This is a genomic window from Paenibacillus guangzhouensis (assembly GCF_009363075.1).
Taxonomy (GTDB): domain Bacteria; phylum Bacillota; class Bacilli; order Paenibacillales; family Paenibacillaceae; genus Paenibacillus_K; species Paenibacillus_K guangzhouensis.
In genome coordinates, this window is sequence record NZ_CP045293.1 from 3,083,862 (window position 1) to 3,104,656 (window position 20,795).

Below are 20,795 nucleotides of genomic sequence, written 5' to 3' on the forward strand. Positions count from 1 at the left end.
CTGTAAGGGATGTCTTTATGTTAACGAGAATAATAGGTTTTCAATTGATCTGCGACGCCAAGCACGTTCGCTTGCAGATTCTTCGCTCGGAAGAATAGACTTCCAGCAACGCCTCCGCTCTGACGGTTATAATCCAGCTGATCGATGATCGTACGACTGCTTGACCATCCTGCCTCCGTCGTTCCAAGCTTATAGGCAGCATGGCCTACATAGAGCAACACATTCGTCCCTTTCGTTTCTTTGACCCACCAATCGACAAGCTTATCATAGGGTGCAGCCTTCGTTCCATTGTTCCAGTAAATTTGAGGTGCGATATAATCAATCCATCCGTTCTGAATCCATGTTCTTGTATCCGCGTATAGATCATCATAACTATTCACACCAGCGCTTGTCGGCGAACCCGTCGCGTCCAGCTTACTGTTGCGCCATACTCCAAATGGACTGATCCCGTATTTCACATGACGCTTCGATTGGTGGATTTGCTCGCCAAGCATGCGTACGAACTGATTGACATTGTCTCGGCGCCAATCTCCTTTATTGCTGAATTGTCCGTTATTATATGTGGTATAGCTTGCATCATCTGCGAAAGGCTCTTTATCTTGCCCATATGGGTAGAAATAATCATCCAAGTGAACGCCGTCTATATCGTAATTGTTCACGACCTCCATAATCGCTTGCAGAATATGTTCACGTGCCGCCGGGATCCCAGGATCGAACATCAACTTGCCTTGATGGCGCACGACCCAATCCGGATGCTGGACCGCAGGGTTATTGGCAGATAGATTCTCGGTTTTATTATCTACGCTTACTCGGAACGGATTGAACCAAGCATGGAATTCCATTCCCCGAGCATGTGTCTCCTCGATCATGAAGGCTAACGGATCGTAGCCAGGATCTTGCCCTTGTACCCCTGTCAGATACTTGGACCACGGCACAAGCTTCGACGGATAGAAGGCATCGGATGCAGCACGTACCTGTACGAACACGGCATTCATGCCTACATTCTTCAGATCATCCAGCAGCTTCGTAAATTCCGCCTTCTGCTGCTCGATTTGGAGTCCTGCCTTGGAAGGCCAGTCCAGATTATAGACCGTGGACACCCAAGCGCCGCGCATCTCCTGACTCGGGTTTGGATTCGGCTTCGGGTTTGGGTTCGGATTTGGTGTTGGGTCCGGATTCGGATATGTATCGTCATTGCCAGTCGATGAAGTCATCGAAATCGTACGTGAGGCGCCGTCCCATACGACGGTGACGCCCAAATTCTCAGCCACGAATCGCAGTGGCACAAGAACACGAGAATCTCGAATTGTTACCGCTTCATCGAGCTTTACCTCATTGCCATTGACATTCGCCACACGATCCTTCTCTTGTAAAATAAGCGTATTATTGTTCTGGTAGATTGTTGCGGTTCTATCCTTCCAATCTACCGTTGCGCCTAGCGATTCACTAATGACGCGCAGAGGCACCATCGTCACATTCGTACGGGGTGCCAAATATGGCGGCACGTCCGTCGCGACCTGCCGGTCGTTGAGGAACAGGGCAATTTCTTTCGTCTGACTCGCAGCGAATGCTGTCCAGGACGGGATCATAAGTAACATCATCAGTGCAATAAGTATCGTTCTACTAAACTTCATTCTCTACCTCCTGTTTCTAGTAATCATTCTATTATAAACGTCCAATTAATAGACAGCAAAACAACCCACAAAGTTGCGGGTAATGTGGGAATAAAGAAAGATTCGTAATCGCAATAAAGCAAAAAAAGCGCCCGCTCCCTTAGGAGACAGACGCTCTCTTCACTTGATGCGAATCAAAATCATTACGATTAGGATTCGTTATTCAGTTCATTATGTATCTCTTGCAGTTGGCGCAACCGCTCGGGATCACGCTTGAAGTATTCGACCAGCGTCTCAATGCAAGTGATCGAATCCCAACTCAAGTGATGTTCAATCCCTTCGACATCCGTGTAGATATTCTCATGTTGTACACCAATGATCGTTAAGAAATCCTCCAACAAATGATGACGATCAACGAGACGTTTCCCCATCTTCTTCCCTTTGTTCGTGAGGATCAAGCCACGGTATTTCTCATATATGAGGTAATTATCCTTATCGAGCTTTTGAATCATTTTCGTCACTGAGGAGGGATGAACTTCAAGACCTTCTGCAATGTCAGATACCCGTGCATAGCCTTTTTCGTCAATCAGTTTGTAAATTCGTTCCAAATAGTCCTCCATGCTCGGTGTAGGCATTGGTTCCCCTCTTTTCCAACATTATAAATTGTACTTCAATATGATACATGTTTTGCAGGACCAAATGCAAGTCTATCCGAACATTCGTGTCTTTTAGAACTTCAGCCATTCCGGCGTAATGGATTGCAGCCAGATCGTAATGCGGCTCATCTGATCAGTAAATAAGAGAATCGCCATGATGATCATAATGACACCGCCAATCTTCATCAGACGATTCGAATATTTCAGAATCCAACGTGTTGAACCAATGAAAAATGCAAATATAAAGAACGGTACCGCAAACCCAATCGTATACGCTGTAATCAGCCGGAGCCACGCATTCGGTTCTGTCGCAGCAAGTCCAATGATCGCGGTGAGAATCGGCCCTACACATGGTGACCAACCCGCAGAGAACCCAATCCCGAATACGAAGGAACCAATGTAACCAGCCGGCTTAAATTTAAACTGAAATTTCCGTTCTTTCATCAGAAACTGCGGCTGGAATAATCCAACGAGGAATAACCCCATCACGAGAATTAATATCGCGGAAATCTGACGAATCAAATCTTTATAATCTACAAATAAGTCCCCTACGAGGCTCGCACCGTAACTTAGCGCATAAAAAACGACCGAAAATCCTAATACGAAAAAGAACGTATGCGACATAACCCGCATCCGCACTTCACGCGTGTTCTGTTCGGTCTTCAACCGATTAACAGACACCCCTGTAATGAATGATATGTAAGAAGGATACAGCGGCAAACAGCAGGGCGAGATAAAGGAAGCTAGTCCCGCCCAGAAAGCAATCCATACGCTCATGTAGAATCGTTCCTCCTAAATTTTCAGTCCTCGACGGACAATCATGGTCACAATCAAAATCAGGATCAAAATGATAACAATTGTTGCCCCCGGTGCGAGACTCCACACACCTGCTACCAAGAGACCGGCAATGGCCGCAATCTCAGCGATAATCACTGAGAAAATTATGGATTGGCGGAATCCCCGCGCGATCAGCAAGCTGCAGGCGACAGGAATCGTTAACAAGGCGGAGATAAGCAATGCACCGACAATTTTGATCGATACGCTAATAATTAATGCTGTAAGAACGGTGATCATAATGTTCAACGCTCGTACGGGTAATCCCGACACAGCTGCTGCATCCTCATCGAACGTGAGCAGGAACAACTCTTTCCAGAACACGGCTACGACGATAAGAACAAGGACTGCAACCCCAGCCACGACATAAATGTCAAGATCCGTTAACGTATAGATACTGCCGAACAAATAACTAGTTACGTTCAAATTAAAGTTCTTCCCTAACGTGAAGAAAAGTGAGGCGAGCGCTACCCCACCCGACATAATGATCGCAATGGAGAGCTCTGCATACGTCTTATAGGCTTTACGGAGCCGCTCTATCGCAAAAGATGCAATCAGTGCGAAGATGAGTCCAACAACAAGTGGATAGACCTGCAGTAAAAACCCAAGTGCAACACCAGCAATCGTGACATGTGCGAGCGTATCCCCAATCATGGACAGCCGCCGTAACACGAGAAAAGTTCCCATCAGCGGTGCAACCACCGCGATGAGAACGCCTCCGACGAACGCTTTCAAGAAGAAACCGCTTGTCATTAACTCGATAATCATATTCAATTCCGTTCGTCCCCTTTAACGTGATTCTGTGTCTCGTACCGTAAGTGTATGTGATAGATCCAAAGCCTCGCAGTTCTCAATTTCATGGGAGTGCTTCACATAGAACTTTAACTTGCCGCTCTGCTGTGCAGGTTCTTTTCCCAAGTAGGCTTCGATCATATCCATGTCATGAGATACCATCAGGAACGTCATACGATGATGCTGATGCATATGCTGTACAAGCTGGAAGAAGTCATGCTGTGTCTCAATGTCAATGCCGACTGTCGGCTCATCCAGGATGAGCAATTCTGGATTATTGATGAGCGCCCGAGCCAAAAATACGCGCTGCTGTTGACCGCCTGAGAGCTGACCGATCCGCTTGGATGCAAGATCTGCAATACGCATCACGTCCATCGCATCCGAGCATTTCTGAATATCTTCCTTCGGAATCCGTCTCGCAACATTTCGTCTCCCATACACCCCGGACTGAACAACCTCACGAACAGTCGCCGGGAACAGAGGGTTAAATGAATTTTTCTGCGGTACATAGCCGATTCGCTGCCAGCCGTTAAATTGATCAATGGGTTCTCCGAACAGCTCGATGTTGCCACTCTTCGGCTTCAAGAGACCTACAATCATTCGCATTAACGTTGACTTCCCTGCACCATTAGAGCCGATGAGCCCGACGAAATCCCGCTGCTGTACAGCAAAATTCAAATCACGAATGACCGATTGATCTTGATAGTCAAATGAGACATGCTCGAGCCGAATCACATCTTGATGGCACCGTGCATTCGTAGATGATTCAATCGTCATTATCGCATTCCCCTTTACTTGTTCTCACTCTATTGTAAAGCCTGAACTAAATTTTGCAAATTGCGTTCCATTAATGTAACATAACTTTCACCAGATTTATCTTGTTCCGGTGTAAGACCTTCAATGGGGTTCAACACAAGAGTTCCTACTTTCGCTTCACTCGCCAGCATCTTCGCAATTTGATCCGATACCAATTCCTCGAAGAAAATGTATTTCACATCGTGTTCCTTTACATACTTCGTCAATTCAAGAATATCTTGGCTGCGTGGCTCGGCTTCAGGCGACAATCCCATGACGGATTTCTGGGTTAGCCCGTAGTCCCGTGCTAAATATCCGAACGCCTGATGCGATACGACAATCTCTTTCTTCGTGGTCTTCGCGAGTTCGGTCTCGAACTTCGCATCTAAATCTTTCAACTTCTGCTCGAGTTTCGTATAATTCGCCTCATAATCTGCTTGGTTCGCAGCATCGATCGCTATAAAACTATCTTTAATATTCTTCGCCATGATCAGCGCTGACTTCGGACTTACCCACGTATGTGGATCAAGATACATATCTTCGCCATGAGCAGCTTCGTTGTCATGATTGTGTTCATCTTCATGCCCGGCTTCCTCACCATGATGATGACCATCATCACCTTCGGCATGAATCAGATCAATCCCATGACTCACTTCAACCGTCTTCAGCTTCGCATTTTTATCTAATCCTTGCAGGAAATTCGGAATCCAGCCCTCAAGACCTGCCCCATTGTATAGCAGCAGTTGCGCTTTGGAGGTAACCGTAATATCCTGGCTCTTCGGCGTCCAGTCATGCGGCTCCACGCCCGTCGGGATCAAATTCATAACATGAGCATGATCGCCTCCGATCTGTCTTGCAAAATCATAGATTGGGAAAATGGTCGTTACCACGTTCACTTTGCCCTCTTCCAACTGCATCGCATTATTCTGTCCACAAGCAGCTAGCATGATCGCTAGGATCATGAAGATCGCTCCTATTTTATATTTACGCATCGATTTCATCGTCAATCCCCTCCCAAGGTTTTGTTCTTAATCGTAAACATTACTGTTAGGATTATAAGGAGTTTCATGAAACCTGTCAACATCAAATTATCCCCACAAACCGAACTATAGAAAATCTATTCAAATTCCCCCATGTCTCTATATGGTATAATCTCACCACTCTGAATCCCCTTCATACCTTCTAATGCAAGCAAAAAGACCGATAAGACGCCATTTTCATGGCTCTTACCGGTCCTTTCTCTATCTTATTTCACAATAGCGCCGTTCGGCATCGAATCCGGCACCGTAGCAAGCGTCAACTGATCTCCTGCCGATGCTGCAAGAATCATGCCTTGCGACAGCTCGCCGCGCAGCTTCACAGGCTTCAAGTTCGTCACACAAATGACCTTGCGTCCAACCAATTGTTCAGGCGTGTAGAACTTCGCAATACCCGATACGACTTGGCGCTGCTCATACCCTAGATCCAATTGGAGCTTAAGCAATTTATCCGCTTTCTTCACCGGTTCAGCGGCTAAGACTTGAGCAACACGCAGATCAACCTTCATAAAATCGTCAATCGCAATCTCTTCCACATCAGCTGGTGCTTCAATGACTGCCGCATCCCCCGATTGTTCAGGCGCTGCTTCTGCTGCTGGTGCTACACCGCCAGTCATCGATTGTGCGATGTAAGCCACTTCAATCTCCGCATCCAGACGTGGGAAGATCGGATCCCCTTTGACTAACTTCGTACCCGCAGGGATTAAACCGAAGGTATGGGTGCTGTCCCATGCTGTTAACTCGCCTGATTCTAAGCCAAGCTGCGCCCAGATCTTCACAGGCGTCTTCGTTAAGAATGGCTGCAATAACACGGAGCTGATTCGCAGCGCTTCGACCAAATGCACCATCACGGATGCGAGCTCTCCACGTTTAGCTTCATCCTTCGCAAGCGCCCACGGCTGTGTCTCATCAATGTACTTGTTCGTCCGGCTGATGAATCCGCCAATAGCAGCGAGTGCTACGGAGAACTCCATCGTATCCAGTGCTTCCTCGGCCTTCTGCACCGTCTGAAGCGCAGTTTCGCGAAGCGTCGCATCGAATGCTGTCACATCGCCTGCATATGCCGGAACTTCGCCGCCAAAATACTTGTCTACCATGGCTACCGTACGGTTAAGTAGGTTACCAAGATCGTTTGCAAGATCGGAATTGACACGCTCAACGAAGCCTTCTGGCGTGAACGATCCATCCGAGCCGAATGGCACTTCACGCAGTAAATAGTAGCGAAGCGCATCCAGACCATAACGATCGATCAAAGTAACAGGATCGACGACATTGCCTTTTGATTTGGACATTTTGCCGTCTTTCATAAGCAGCCAGCCATGCGCGAATACCTTCTTCGGCAGCGGCAGATCCAGCGCCATCAGCATGATTGGCCAATAAATCGTATGGAAGCGCACGATCTCTTTACCAACAAGATGCACGTCAGCCGGCCAATAGCGATTGAATAGCTCGTCATTGTCAGATCCGTAGCCAAGTGCCGTAATATAGTTCGACAACGCATCGATCCATACGTAGACGACATGCTTCGGATCGCCTTTCACTTTTACGCCCCAATCGAAGGTCGTGCGGGACACCGCAAGATCCTCAAGACCCGGCTTGATGAAGTTGTTCACCATTTCATTCTTACGCGATTCCGGCTGGATGAACTCCGGATTTTCTTCGTAAAAGGCGAGGAGACGATCGGCATATTTGCTCATGCGGAAGAAGTAGCTCTCTTCCTTCACAAGCTCAACAGGTCGACCGCAATCCGGACAGTTGCCATTCACGAGCTGACGCTCAAGGAAGAACGATTCACACGGTGTACAGTACCAGCCTTCATATTCGCCCTTATAAATATCCCCTTGTTGCAACAACCGATCGAAGATTACTTCCACCATCCGCTTATGACGGTCTTCTGTCGTACGAATGAAGTCATCATTTGAAATATCGAGCTTCTTCCACAGCTCTTGAATACCAGATACGATATCATCTACGAATTGCTGCGGCGTCTTCCCTGCTTCCTGCGCTTTACGCTCGATCTTCTGACCATGCTCGTCCGTTCCTGTTAAATAGCGGACATCAAATCCACGCAGACGCTTATAACGAGCCATAGCATCCCCTGCAACCGTCGTGTAGGCATGACCGATATGCAGCTTGTCGCTTGGGTAATAGATCGGGGTTGTAATGTAGAACGTGTTCGCTGATTTACTCATTGAGAAAGACATCTCCTTTAATGTGATGAGAATACAAAAAAACTCCCGCCCGTAATGGGACGAGAGTATGCTCACGTGGTACCACCCAAATTCCCTCTCTACTTCACAATAGAAAGGCTCAACCAGTCTGTGTCAGACTGTCCATTAACGCTGGGCACGCTGCAACCTTACAATAATGCTCGCACATGAAACATTGACTTCCTGCGCTAACACCTTGCTCGAGAGCAAATCCTCCAGGACCATTTTCCATATCCTCGCCTATACCGGTTTTCAGCTTCCCCGGCTCTCTGATCTAGGCTACTTACATGTACTTATCCCTTCCTCGGATAACATATATATCATGAATATAACGAGTCCGGCCTCCAATGTCAAGGTTGCGGGTTTCCAGTCGATTCCGGCTTCGACTTCGGTGGAGGAACCGGATCATATCCGCCAGGATGAAAAGGATGGCATTTGCCAATCCGTTTGATCGCGAGCCACGAACCTTTGGCAGGACCATGGACATCGATCGCCTCAAGCGCATATGCCGAGCATGTCGGATAGAAGCGACAGGTTGGCGGTTTCATTGGCGAAATGACTTTACGATAGAAATGAATCGGAGCCTTCAGCACCCATTTCATCTCTCCTACTCCGAACGAGCAGCAGTCCCACGTGATGGGCTGCCAGGATCGCCAGCTTCAGCCGCAAGGCAATCTTTACAATAGCCGAAGACTTCGAACTTATGCTTCACAACTTGGAACTGGTCAGGGACGTCCGTTAACTGCATCGGGCAGAATGTAATCGGATACGTCTTTTCGCAAGTAAGACAGATCAAGTGATGATGGTGATGATTCTCCGCACACCGCGCTTTGAATTTCACCCCTTCTTCGAACATAATCTGCTCGAGCGCACCAAGTTCCTGCATGACACGCAAGTTCCGATATACGGTATCGAAGCTTAATCCTGAGTAATGCTTACACATATATTCATACACATCTTTAGGTGTTAAATAGCCCTCAGACTCTGCGAACAATCTCGCCAACGTTCGACGCTGATCGGTGATACGCAGACCTTGTTTGGACATGATCTGCACAATTTCTTCTGTCTTGAGCAACGTCCATCCCCCCATCTGATCATTACGTGTCCATTGATACATCCATCCTCTTATAATGCAACATTATTAGACACCCGTCAATCGAACGGCAATACACGCTAACAAGCATGCATAAAAAAACCGTGAGGCCCTTCAGATAAAGGACCGCACGGTCATAGATATGTTTAGGATTGAGGCTTCTGAGCGAGTGGAAGGAACAACATGCTGACAGGCAAGTTGCTGCCGGACACTGGCGTGAAGAGAATCGTGACAGATTCCTCTGCGCTTCCTGTACGGTAGATGACACTCGCGTCGTTGCTGTTCACCAATGTTCCATTACTCGGTGCTTCAGTCATCTGACCGTTCACGACGAAGATCCCTTTGTAGATGCCGCCGCGTGGGTTAAATGCGATAAGCGTGTTCGGCGCAACATGGTTCAGTCTGATGGTGTACATAACACCATAGTTCCCCATATTGATGCTTGGCATGCCGTTCGAGTTATCGACCCCGTTCAGATATAAGTCATCGTTATTATCAGCGAGCGAGATGCGGGACGGCTTGTCGCCAACCACTTGGTTCAACTCAATCAGGCGGTTCGCATTCTCATACGTTCCGCGAATATGAATATTATCACGGTTGAGCAGCGTTAAGCTCGGCAATGTCTTCAGAATGTCTTTGCCACTTTCGACAGCTGCAACTTGATAAGTGACTTCGGAATCCGAGCTCACATCGCCCATCAAGCTAACGACATGCCCTGGTTTCATTGCTTGCGCGCTAAGCTCCGTGAAGATCACTTTCGTCTCACCTGGTTGTAGTGTCGTCGTCTGTCCAAGGAATCCGCTATTCACGGATTTGAAGTAGCGTTCAACGGACGATTTACCTGTTAGTGATTCATATTCATTCGGTCCAGCAAACCCAACATCCTTCACCGTTACATTCGTCGGCATCGTGCCTGGATTCGTGACGACAACATACACCTTCAAGTTCTGACTCGATACATTCTTATGGTGAACAAGGAATCTTGCTTCACCTTGAATCGTGTCACGGAAGACGATGCCTTCTTGGGACAAACTCTCTGGACTGTTACTGCGAAGCAACGTCTGCTGTGAATCCGTAGATGAGAATGGCGCTTTGGCTAGTTCCAAAATATCATTCTTCTGCAATGTAAATTTCTCGCCAATCGGAGTATATAACTTGAAGAAGTCATCATGCAGATACATCGTTTCATTCGTGATGGTAATCGTCTTCTGGTATTCTCCAACTTGACCAAGACGATCCGTTACGCGTAATGTAATCGTCTTCTCACCTGGCTCGAAATAACCGATCGATTTGTTTAACCATTCCGTTTTGGTAATTTGTCCTTCATCATCTGTACTCTCATCCTTAAAAGTGATCAATTCACCCATTTTGTACGTATCTTTGTCCGTTGTGAACATCGCCACTGGCGGCAAGTTCTTCGGTTTGACTTCGATTGTGACCGAGTATGGTTCACTCCATACACCGTTCGCATTCATGACCCAATGCGTGATCGTATGTGTTCCCGGCTCCGCAAAGATGTTCTCATTGCCTTCCCAGCGGTGCTGTACAATCGCTAGCCCACGTGGGTCTGAGGATTGATCTTTATAAGTAACCGGCGTCTGCTCAGCGAAAATCTCGCCCGGAGAAACGGTAAAATTCGCAGTTGGTGCAGCGTATAGGTTCAATGTAATTTTCTTTGCAACATTATCAACGGAATAAGGGATGTTTAACGCTTTTGTAATCGAAGTAAGCGGAACCATGAATACATCTTTTTGTTGATAGGCGTTACCGCTTGCTTTGTACGATTTACCATTGATCGTATAGGCTGAATTATTTGTTTTGAAACGAACTTCCTGCTGCCCACTCTTCAGAATGGTTTCTTTGGTTGCTGAATCATATTTGACAACAAATCCTGCTTGCTCCGCAATCGAGCGAAGAGCGATGTAGGAGATGCCGTTCGTCACTGTCAAAGGCTGAAGCGCCAATACTTCTTGACCATTACGATACATCTTGTTGCTGTTCATCATCAGTACCAGTACATCCTCAGATTTTACCGAAGTAACATCTGGGTCAGGTGTCACTGTCCCTGGATTGGTTGGTGTGGTTGGGTTCGTAGGTGTGGTCGGATCCGTAGGATTCGTCGGATCTACCGTACCATCTGTTTGTTGATTGTTTTCCGTTCCCGGCGCTACGGCCGATCCATCATTTGGCGTGTTTGGTGCCATATCCTGCGATTTTTGCTGCGTATTATCGCTTTGTGTCGATCCTGGCGTCGTGCTTGCTTCAGCAAAAGCCGGCAAAGCAATGCAGAGCTGAGCGATAATGAATGTCGATATGAGTGCTGTTTTAAATACTTTCATAAAGAACTCCTTCTACACGTGTCTATATATTTGATGAAGCATCCGCGGCTTCTTTCCAAGTATATAGACGTTGAAAATTAAAGAAAGTTTCTTGATTGTTAAAATATTATGAAAAAAGACCGACATCCGTTGTCCGTAGGATATCGGTCTGTAGCCTTTATTATTGCCTAATTGACAGCCATTCCAAACGAATAATCAGATGAAAGCGTAACCGGAAGGCGGCCCTGTGCAGGAATGTTCCCCGTCAATACTTTGGCTAATGCCCCCATCGTCATCGGACGATTCTCATAACAGCATACATAACGTTTGACTTCAGGGAACTGATTGAGATCATATGGGTTACGAGTCGACGCAACAGTTAAGTTCACATCCGGTCTTGACGCGATTTGTCGAACAATGGCTACTTGCCCTTCATGCAGCTCCGATACGGCGTTATATGTCACAACGACGATTTGCTCGTAATCTGCAGCATGCGCTAATGCCGAAGCCACCTCTTCGGAAGTTGGATGCGTGCTTAAGCGCAGTTCCTTCACATTCATCCCCAGTTCAGTAAGAGCAGGCCCAAGTGTGTATGCTTGCTCAATTGGTTCGTCTACCTCTGTATGATGCCGCACTTCCGGCCAGATCACGAGTGTTGGTGCTGTCGTATCGAATGCCGACTGTCCTTCATCCTTCACGACGGTAATACTCTTCTCTGTCAGCTGACGAATCACGGCTTTACTCTCTGGTGTGCCGAATTGCTCCGTAATTTCACCGGTTAGAGGTTGAATCTCGGCCATGCGGCGTTTCTCTTTCAGTGTTAGAATTCGCTCGACAGACGTATTAATCTGCTCTTCGGACAAGCGCCCTGAGCGTACAGCTTGCACCAAAGCCTCGATGGCAGCAACCTGCTCCCCTAACGTATGACTGACGAGGACAATATCTGCACCACCTTCAATGGCCATGACAGCGCCTTCCGCAACGCCGAACTCTTTGGAAATCGCATGCATTTCAAGGCAATCTGTGACAATAACGCCGTCATACTTGAGCTCGACGCGAAGCAAGTCGTGAAGCACCTTGCGTGATAAGGTCGCAGGAATTTGATCTGGTTCGAATGCCGGGAACATGACATGAGCAGTCATAATCATATCGACGCCAGCTTGAATCGCTTGAATGAACGGAGCAAGCTCAAGCTTCATGAGTCGTTCACGATCATGCGGCACGGAAGCGAGCCCATAATGCGAATCTACAGCCGTATCACCATGTCCCGGGAAATGTTTGGCTGTCGCAACCACATCCGATGCTTGGTAGCCTTCAATGGTTGCAATACCAAGCTCACTAACAAGCTCTGCACTCTCGCCATAGGAACGAACGCCAATGACAGGGTTCTTCGGATTATTATTAATATCGAGGCTCGGTGCGAAATTCACATTAATCCCCATCAGACGAAGCTCTTTCGCACAAATGACCGCCGCATCATACGCCAGTTGCGCATCACGTGAAGCGCCAATGGACATATTGCCTGGAACCAGGGTCACTTGATCATTATCAATCCGTGCGACCATACCGCCCTCTTGGTCGATGCTGATAAAGAGCGGAATGTCGGAATGCTTCTTATTAAATTGCTGCAATGCATAGGATAGGTCTGCCATTTGCTGAACATGCTTATAGTTGCGACGGAAATAAATGACCCCGCCAATATGATGTTTCTCAATCAATTGTTCGATATGCGCATCCGATGTATACGCGTTGAATCCGCAAATCACCATTTGTCCGATTTTTTGTTCTAATGATAACGCCGCTAATTTGCTCATTCTTCCTCCGCCTTTCTCTCCCGATAATCTGAAGGGGTCATGCCTGTGTACTTCTGGAATACTTTGGTGAAATATCTTCGTTCCATATAGCCAACCAGCGACCCAATCTGAGTAATGCTCTTATCGCTGATTACGAGCAACGACTTTGCGAGTTCCATCCGCTGCTTGGTTAAATACTCAACGAAAGTCTCCCCAAAGTAATTTTTGAACAATAGACTAAAATAACTGCAGCTAATGCCCAGGTGATCCGCAATCTCATCAATGCCGATATCCGAACCGAGATTACGTTGTATGTAGTCCTTGGCTGAGATCATCAGCAGTTCACTCGACTTCTTGCTCGATGTGACGTCGAGCGCACGGTTCACAAGTTCCGTAATGACGACGAGCAGCTCCTTCAGACTCACTTTATACCCGAATTTCGCCCATACCTCTTCCTCTTCCGCAGCGGACAGCACATCCATCTCCCGCATCTCTCGCAAGAGATGAATCACGATGTAGTAGAAGAATTTCTCTGCCTGCGCAAGCGAGTTGTCTGTGGATACAATCAGACTCGTCTTCAGGACGTGCAAGGATTTCTCAATTTTTCCGCGGTCACCGTGCCGCAAGCCTGAGACAATCTCTTCGATCAGCTCCCACTGGGAGCCTGTCGGCTCCGTTTGACTCGGTACGCTGTCGCCGACCGAAATGATCTGTTCCTTCTCAGGGTTCGTAAGTAGATAGCGCTGAATATTCTTATACGATAGCGCAAGCTCACGAATTAAGATAGGACCTCTGTCATAACCGACGCTCACAGTCATTTTGATATTATCCTTTACCGCCTTTTGCAGGCAGGCTGCCCACTTCTGAATCTCTTCCTTGCTCACATGGAAGGAATCATGGTAGAACTGAATAATGAGGCACCATTCCCCTTCACGTGTCTGCAGTGCCGCATACTTCAAGTGGAATTCTTTGAGCGCATCCTGAAGGACGTTGCTGACGGCGAAATTCCACAACTTCCGCTCATTATCATTCCAAGTCACCGATTTCACCGAGTACTGATCTAGATCGACAATCATGACTACATACTCTAAATCCTCGATACGTTGATCTTCATGTGAGATGAAATAATTCGCATCGCCATTCGAATACCCCATAAGCACATCGAACATCATTTTCTCATAAGCCAAATCGATCATCTTGCCCCAGCGGCGCTCAGCCATCTGCTTCTCCATTCGGGACGTCCGTATCATGCCGGCAATCCGTCTCACGACGTCCTCTAGGTTCTCATAATTGATCGGCTTCGAGATATAGTCGCGTACCCCATGCTGCAAGGCAACACGAGCATATTCGAATTCCTCATACCCCGTGAGCATTAGAACTTCGCATTCTGTATCGATCTTACGTAACTCTCGCAGGAAGTTCAGTCCATCCATGACAGGCATCCGAATATCACACAGGATCAAATCAGGCTGCTCTTCCTTCACAACCTCAAGCGCTTCAACACCATTGCGTGCCAAAGCTACGATCTCGATATCCATCTCCTGCCATGGAAGCACCATCTTCAAGTTGTTCAAAATGTGGATTTCATCATCAACGAGCATCGCTTTTAGCTTCATACACTTCACCTGGCCCATACTTCGGAATTCTGACTCGAATTGTCGTTCCTTGATTTTCTTCTGAACAGATATAGACACCATAGCGGTATCCGTATTGGATCCGAATGCGGTCCGCCACGCTCCGCAGCCCCAGACCTCGACGTTCATTCATCACGACATCCTGTCCTTCCTGGATAAGGATATCATCATTTTTCAAGTACTGGAATTTGCGCAGCTGACGATTCGAGATCCCGATCCCGTTATCTTGAATCGTGATAACAATATCCTCCCCATCGACATGACCCGTCACTTGCAGGAAGCCTTGATGCGTGATGCCTTCAAATCCATGCTGGATCGAGTTCTCGACGAGCGGCTGCAGCGTTAACTTCAGAATCATCGAATTCAATACTTCTCTTGGCATTTGGATATCGAAATTGAATAATTCATCGAATCGAAACTTCTGGATTTCGAGATAGCTTCGGAGATGCTCGATTTCTTGCGAGATCATGATCTCTTCTTTATCTTGAATACTAATACGCAAAATATTGCCGAGTCGATAGACCATCTGGCTAACCTTGCGCCCCTCATTCTGAATCGCCAGCACATTAATAGACTCAAGTGTATTAAATAAGAAGTGGGGCTTAATCTGCGCTTGCAGTACACGAAGTTCAGCTTGAGCCTTATGCTTCTGCTCCTTCTTCACTTCTTCGAGCAAGTTGTTGACCTGAAAGATTAGGCTATTGAAGCCCTTCGATAAAAGATACAACTCATCATTGCCTTCTTCATCCACACGAGCAGATAAATCCCCATTCTCTACCCGGCGCATGAAGCGTACAATGCGAATGATCGATTTGGTAATTCGATTCATGAATAACCAGAAGAAGAGGAACGCAGCGAGCAGACTGATAAATAGAATTCCAACGACCCATTTTAGGAAAATCCCCATGTCCTGCGACAGCGAGTTCCAAGAAGTCGTTGACACAAGGTACCACTGCTGATCCTTCAGCTTGTTCATCGAGACGACACTCTCATGTTGATTGAAATCATCCCGATAGCTCTGATAGCTGGAATTGAATTTCATCGGTTTGCCAAGATATTGATTAATATTTTCCCCATTATAGCTTTCTTGCGTATCATAGAGAATTAACCCGTCTTCATTCACGAGGAAAAAGCGGGTATCTTCTAAATTTTTACTATAGCGGAAGTCATTAAAAATGCGCTCAATCTCCCAGTTTTTAATCTGAGTAATTAGCACACCGATATTTTTCATCGTCGTTAATTCTTTGACCATCCGAATCTGCGTGAAGACAGGATCCGTACCTGTAATCTCTTTATATTCATAGGGACCAACCCATTTCGGCGCCCCGTTCAGTTCAACGACCTCTTGATACAGCGGCTCGCGCTTGAATCTTGCGAATGGCAAGGCCGTGAAGTTCTCTTTCGTAAAGATCGAAGCAATCGTCGCATCTTTAAGATTGTAGGCAAAGGCAAAGCTAATTGTCGGATGGCTGAAGAGATTGACCCGAAAATTACGTTGATTCTCATTCAGCTTCAACTGTTTTGCATCAGATAGATCAAGTTCACGGGAATTGACCGCACCGATCGCGGTCTGGACCACATTCCCTGCAATCCCGTTCTCCGTGACCTTGTCCATCTCACTAAATACGAATTGAATGTTCTGGCTAATCGCCTTGAGTGAGAATTCTGCTTGTTGACTATACCTCTTCTCTATCAAATCAAAAGTGACGAAGTAAGTGATAACCCCTACGAGAACAAGCGGGATAATGATGAGTGTTATAAAAGCCGTAAATAGTTTGAGTCTTAAATTCATCATCATAATCCCGCTCTCCTCCGGTTACCCCTTCACACTACCAGCTGTAACCCCTTCGATAATCTTCTTTTGTAATACAGCATAGATGACCATAACCGGTACGACACTATAGACGATACCCGCTGACATCTGTGCATAGTTCGATTGATACGCATCCCGGAACTGCACCATCCCCGTTGGAAGCGTTCTAAGTTCATCGTTCGAAATGAAGTAATTCGATAGCAAGAACTCATTCCAGTTCCCTAGGAAGTTCACGATAAAGACCGTGACGATCGCGGGAATCGTAAGTGGCAACACCATTTTAGCAAAGATACCGCCTACGCTCAACCCGTCCACAACCGCCGCTTCTTCAATTTCAGAAGGGATGGACTTCATGAACTGCGCCATGATGATGACCGTGAATGGAATCGCATTCGCAACATACGGGATAATGAGCGCCAAATGTGTATTTAGGACATTCATTTTCTGCATCAATAGATAGATTGGCAGCATCAGAGATGTATTCGGAATCAACATGCCAAGTAGAATCAATTGGAACAACAGCGTACTGATCTTGCCGAACCGCATTCGCGTCACTGCAAAGGACATCATCGCACCAATGAGAATCGTTACGCAGGATGACAGCACGGCAATGTACAAACTATTTAAGAAATAAACGTTGATCTTCGCATTGACCCACGCCGTTACGTAGTTGTCCCATACGAAATGCTCTGGTAGACCGAATGGACTTAACGCAATCTCAGAGTTATTGAGTTTGAAGGATGAAAAGATAACGAAAAGAAACGGGAACAAAATGATGAGCAAATAGCCCATTAGGACGATGTGGTTAATACTCTTCTTCAATGCTCTCATCATTAGTATTCAATCCTTTCGCTCCGTCTCGCAATCAAGACCTGATACAAGACCGTCAGAATCATTGTAAATACGAAAATGATGACCGAAATCGCATTACCGTATCCATATTTGAAGTTCGTGATCGCATATTTGATCATATATGTCGCCATAACGTCCGTCGATCCTGCAGGACCGCCTTTTGTCATTACGATAATAATATCCGCTGCCTTCATCGCACCTGCGATCGAGAGCATAATAACAACCGATACAACCGGCATGATCAGCGGCATTGTTATTTTCATCGCACGTTGGTACCCTGTCGCGCCATCAATTTCTGCCGCTTCATCTAGATCTTTAGGAATCGAGAGAATGGCCGCGAGCACCATAATAATGTAGAATCCAGTCCACTGCCATCCATTCGTGATCAAGATCGATAACATGGCAAACTTCGGATCACCTAACCAGTCAATTGCTTCGGCACCGAAGAACCCTAGAATCTTGTTAAATAAACCAACATCATAGTTGTAGATAAAGCCCCATAGTATCCCGATGACCGCCGTCGACATCACCGTTGGCATAAATACAGCCGTCTTGTACAAAGATTTAAACCGCTTCACATTCGCTATCATCAAGGAACTAATGACGATAATAGGAACCTGAATGAAGCAAGAGAAAAGAATAAAATATCCGTTATTCTTCACTGCGTTCCAGAACGTCTCATCGGTTAATGCTTTCGTATAGTTCTTGATTCCCCAGAATTTCAAATTATCTGATACACCGTTCCAATTCGTCAGACTGTAATATACCGCATTAATTAGCGGGTAGATAAAAAACATTACAAATAACACTAGGGCCGGAATAACAAAGAGCGCGTATATATAAGGGTTTCTCATCGCTTTGTTCATAACAGTATCCGCTCCATCCTCCAAAAAAATTGTAAATCGTTGTGTCAAAAAGTGAAAAGGGGCGCCACCAGTCAAGTAGCGGGTGGCGCCCTTCTTATCAACACATTCTAGAATTATTCAGCCGAAGCGTTGGCTTCTTCTTGAACTTTTTGAATGGCTTCTGCTGCTTTCTCAGGTGTTGTTTGGTTTCCGATCAGTTTCTGGATCTGAACGCCAATTTCAGTTGTCACATCTGCTGGTACGATCGCATCGAATGCAGCGTAGGATTTGTTTACGTGTGTCAGTACACCAGCGATTTCTTTCATTAATGGATCTTTAACCGATGCATCAACTTTTGCTTGATCCACTTTCATCGAAGGCAATACGCCGTCTTCAACCAAGCCGCGAACCTGCATATCTTCGTTGTACAAGTTTTTGATGAAGGATTTAACCGCTGCTAATTTTTGCGGATCTTTTGCTACTTCAGCGGAGAAGCCATAACCGTTGTTCACGTCTTGCATCAAGGACGTTTGATCACCTTTACCGTTCGTGAATGCAGGAAGGTTGAAGAATCCGACTTTACCGACCAACTTTCCTCCGTCTTGACCTTCTTTGAACAAGACGGATGCCCAAGTACCGTCGAACATCATGACTGCATCACCATTGAAGAATTGTGTACGCATATCAGCGTACTCAAGACCAAGCTCGCCTTTTTTGAAGTAACCTTTGTCTACCCAATCTTTATGTGTTTTGAATGCCGCAACAACATCAGCGTCTGTCCATTTTGCATCGCCTGTGTTGAATTTCTCAGTTACATCCTCACCTGCTGTACGGGACCAGAGGTTGTTCGTGATCATCAGAGGTACCCAAGCGGCTTTGGAACCTGCTGCAAGAGGGATTTTACCGTCTTTTTTGATTGTCTCAAGCAACGTTTGGAACTCGTCGAACGTTGTAGGCACTTTCAAACCTTTTTGCTCGAAGTATTCTTTGTTGTAGAATACCGCTTCAGCGGATGCGCCGATTGGCAAGCCGTATACTTTGCCGTCAACTGTCCAAGGACCTAAGTTCGTGAATTTATCTTTGATGCCAAGCTCGTCAAGGATTGGCGTAATATCAAGCATTTTGCCTGCTTTTGCATATGTTTTTGCATCTGGGCTACCGAATGCATCGAAGATGTCAGGTACGCTGCCGGATGCCATTTCGCCTCTCAGCTTTTCTTTACGGTTCACGTCGGAGTCAACGCCATCTAATTTGAAAGTAAGGCCTGGAACTTCACCTTGTGTCTTCGCAACGACTTCTTCAAGCATTTTAAAGCGAGTTTTCTTTTGCTCCCCAACTTGCGTATGACGGATTGTCATTTCGAACGGCTTCGCTTCTTCCGGTTTTGCTTCTTCCGGTTTCGTTTCAGTTGTCGTCGATGTGTTGTTATCCGTTGTCGCTGGCTTCTCTTCTGCTGTTTTCGAACCGCAACCTGTAAGCGCGATCGAAGCAACGAACACGAGTGTCAGGAACATCAATAGACTTTTCTTCATTTTAGAAGACCCTCCCAATAACTTTTATTTGTTTGCTACACCTTTATTATAGGACTTACTGCTTATTATGTAAGGACGTCATTTCGATGATCGAGGGATAAAATCATCTACAATCCAAATTACATTAGATAAAATTACAACAAAAGAACTGTCAATTTCTAGATTCCGAAATTGACAGTTCTTTATTCATAACTTTATATTTGAATCATTTTGCCTTCTTGAATCCCTTGCTCAATCAAGCGGTAAGCCTGTTTCACTTCATCTTCGGTAGGAGAAGGAACGCCTTGAAGCGGGTACTCCCGGCCAAGCTGCTCCCACTTATAGATCCCCATCTGATGATAAGGCAAGATCTCGAATTTCTCGACATTCTTCAAGGTGCCGATGAATCGACCGAGGTTCAATAAGTCATCCTCATCGTCATGAATACCTGGAACGTATACATGACGGATCCAGACTTTTTTCCCATGATCCGATAACCAACGCGCCGTCTTGAGCGTATGCTCCACGGACTGCGAAGTCAGCTTCAAGTGCTTCTCTGGGTTGATATGCTTAATATCGAGCAGCACGAGATCGGTCACTTCCATCAAATGCGTCATCCGTTCGGATTCCGGATCGTTGAATCCATTGGAATCCAGCGTCGTATGCAGATCCCAGCGTTTCTTCACTTCCCGGAACAATTCCGCAACGAAATCGGCTTGCAAGGTTGGTTCACCCCCGGAGACGGTTAGACCGCCTCCAGAGTTTTTGTAATACGGAATATATGGCTCAATTTCTTTGATGATATCATGAATCGTAACATGCTTGCCTTCAGATGTGTCCCACGTATCGGGATTATGGCAATACTGACACTTCATCGCACAGCCCTGCATGAATAACACGAAACGAATTCCTGGTCCATCAACGGTGCCAAAAGTTTCTAGTGAATGAATACGTCCCTCCACTCGCTTCACGCATCCTCTCTGCAATGCTCTGTGTAGC

The 20,795-nt window shown here is 46.4% G+C and carries 17 protein-coding genes; all 17 read right to left on the minus strand.

From position 1 onward, the window contains the following. Positions 1-20 precede the first annotated feature (20 nt). Positions 21-1,634 carry a family 10 glycosylhydrolase gene (locus GCU39_RS13935; RefSeq protein WP_152394081.1) on the minus strand — a complete coding sequence of 538 codons (1,614 nt, stop codon included), beginning with the start codon at positions 1,632-1,634 and terminating at the stop codon, positions 21-23. Positions 1,635-1,822: 188 nt separating this feature from the next. After that, positions 1,823-2,248, minus strand: a complete 426-nt coding sequence (mntR, locus tag GCU39_RS13940) for a transcriptional regulator MntR (RefSeq protein ID WP_152394082.1) — start codon at positions 2,246-2,248, stop codon at positions 1,823-1,825. Between the two features lie 93 nt (positions 2,249-2,341). Next, positions 2,342-3,046 carry a cytochrome c biogenesis CcdA family protein gene (locus GCU39_RS13945; protein WP_152394083.1) on the minus strand — a complete coding sequence of 235 codons (705 nt, stop codon included), beginning with the start codon at positions 3,044-3,046 and terminating at the stop codon, positions 2,342-2,344. 15 nt (positions 3,047-3,061) lie between these two features. Continuing rightward, the gene (locus tag GCU39_RS13950) at positions 3,062-3,871 is read right to left on the minus strand and encodes a metal ABC transporter permease (protein WP_227793632.1); all 810 of its coding nucleotides are present in this window, start codon (positions 3,869-3,871) and stop codon (positions 3,062-3,064) included. A 21-nt stretch (positions 3,872-3,892) separates the two neighbouring features. Further along, entirely contained in the window at positions 3,893-4,672 is a 780-nt protein-coding gene (locus GCU39_RS13955; protein ID WP_152394084.1) for a metal ABC transporter ATP-binding protein, read from the minus strand. 29 nt (positions 4,673-4,701) lie between these two features. Next, positions 4,702-5,691: a metal ABC transporter substrate-binding protein gene (locus GCU39_RS13960; protein ID WP_152394085.1), complete on the minus strand. Its 990-nt coding sequence runs from the start codon at positions 5,689-5,691 to the stop codon at positions 4,702-4,704. 245 nt (positions 5,692-5,936) lie between these two features. Further along, positions 5,937-7,919: a methionine--tRNA ligase gene (metG, locus tag GCU39_RS13965; RefSeq protein WP_152394086.1), complete on the minus strand. Its 1,983-nt coding sequence runs from the start codon at positions 7,917-7,919 to the stop codon at positions 5,937-5,939. Between the two features lie 368 nt (positions 7,920-8,287). Beyond that, entirely contained in the window at positions 8,288-8,539 is a 252-nt protein-coding gene (gene yidD / locus GCU39_RS13970; protein WP_152394087.1) for a membrane protein insertion efficiency factor YidD, read from the minus strand. Positions 8,540-8,544: 5 nt separating this feature from the next. Next, a complete protein-coding gene (locus GCU39_RS13975; protein ID WP_152397238.1) occupies positions 8,545-9,012 on the minus strand; it encodes a Fur family transcriptional regulator in 468 nt (155 codons plus the stop codon). 164 nt (positions 9,013-9,176) lie between these two features. Continuing rightward, entirely contained in the window at positions 9,177-11,369 is a 2,193-nt protein-coding gene (locus tag GCU39_RS13980; RefSeq protein ID WP_152394088.1) for a stalk domain-containing protein, read from the minus strand. A gap of 167 nt (positions 11,370-11,536) precedes the next feature. Next, positions 11,537-13,162: a glycoside hydrolase family 3 protein gene (locus tag GCU39_RS13985; protein WP_152394089.1), complete on the minus strand. Its 1,626-nt coding sequence runs from the start codon at positions 13,160-13,162 to the stop codon at positions 11,537-11,539. Then, positions 13,159-14,757 (minus strand): response regulator transcription factor, encoded by a 1,599-nt coding sequence (locus tag GCU39_RS13990; protein ID WP_152397239.1) that lies wholly within the window; start codon positions 14,755-14,757, stop codon positions 13,159-13,161. The genes GCU39_RS13985 and GCU39_RS13990 overlap by 4 nt, the downstream gene beginning before the upstream one ends. Beyond that, a complete protein-coding gene (locus GCU39_RS13995; RefSeq protein ID WP_152397240.1) occupies positions 14,732-16,570 on the minus strand; it encodes a cache domain-containing sensor histidine kinase in 1,839 nt (612 codons plus the stop codon). The genes GCU39_RS13990 and GCU39_RS13995 overlap by 26 nt, the downstream gene beginning before the upstream one ends. 21 nt (positions 16,571-16,591) lie before the next feature. Beyond that, positions 16,592-17,419: a carbohydrate ABC transporter permease gene (locus GCU39_RS14000; protein WP_152397241.1), complete on the minus strand. Its 828-nt coding sequence runs from the start codon at positions 17,417-17,419 to the stop codon at positions 16,592-16,594. 2 nt (positions 17,420-17,421) lie between these two features. Beyond that, a complete protein-coding gene (locus GCU39_RS14005; protein WP_152394090.1) occupies positions 17,422-18,306 on the minus strand; it encodes a carbohydrate ABC transporter permease in 885 nt (294 codons plus the stop codon). 113 nt (positions 18,307-18,419) lie between these two features. After that, positions 18,420-19,817 (minus strand): extracellular solute-binding protein, encoded by a 1,398-nt coding sequence (locus GCU39_RS14010; RefSeq protein WP_152394091.1) that lies wholly within the window; start codon positions 19,815-19,817, stop codon positions 18,420-18,422. 194 nt (positions 19,818-20,011) lie between these two features. Beyond that, the gene (gene pflA, locus GCU39_RS14015; RefSeq protein ID WP_152397242.1) at positions 20,012-20,758 is read right to left on the minus strand and encodes a pyruvate formate-lyase-activating protein; all 747 of its coding nucleotides are present in this window, start codon (positions 20,756-20,758) and stop codon (positions 20,012-20,014) included. Positions 20,759-20,795: the final 37 nt, after the last annotated feature.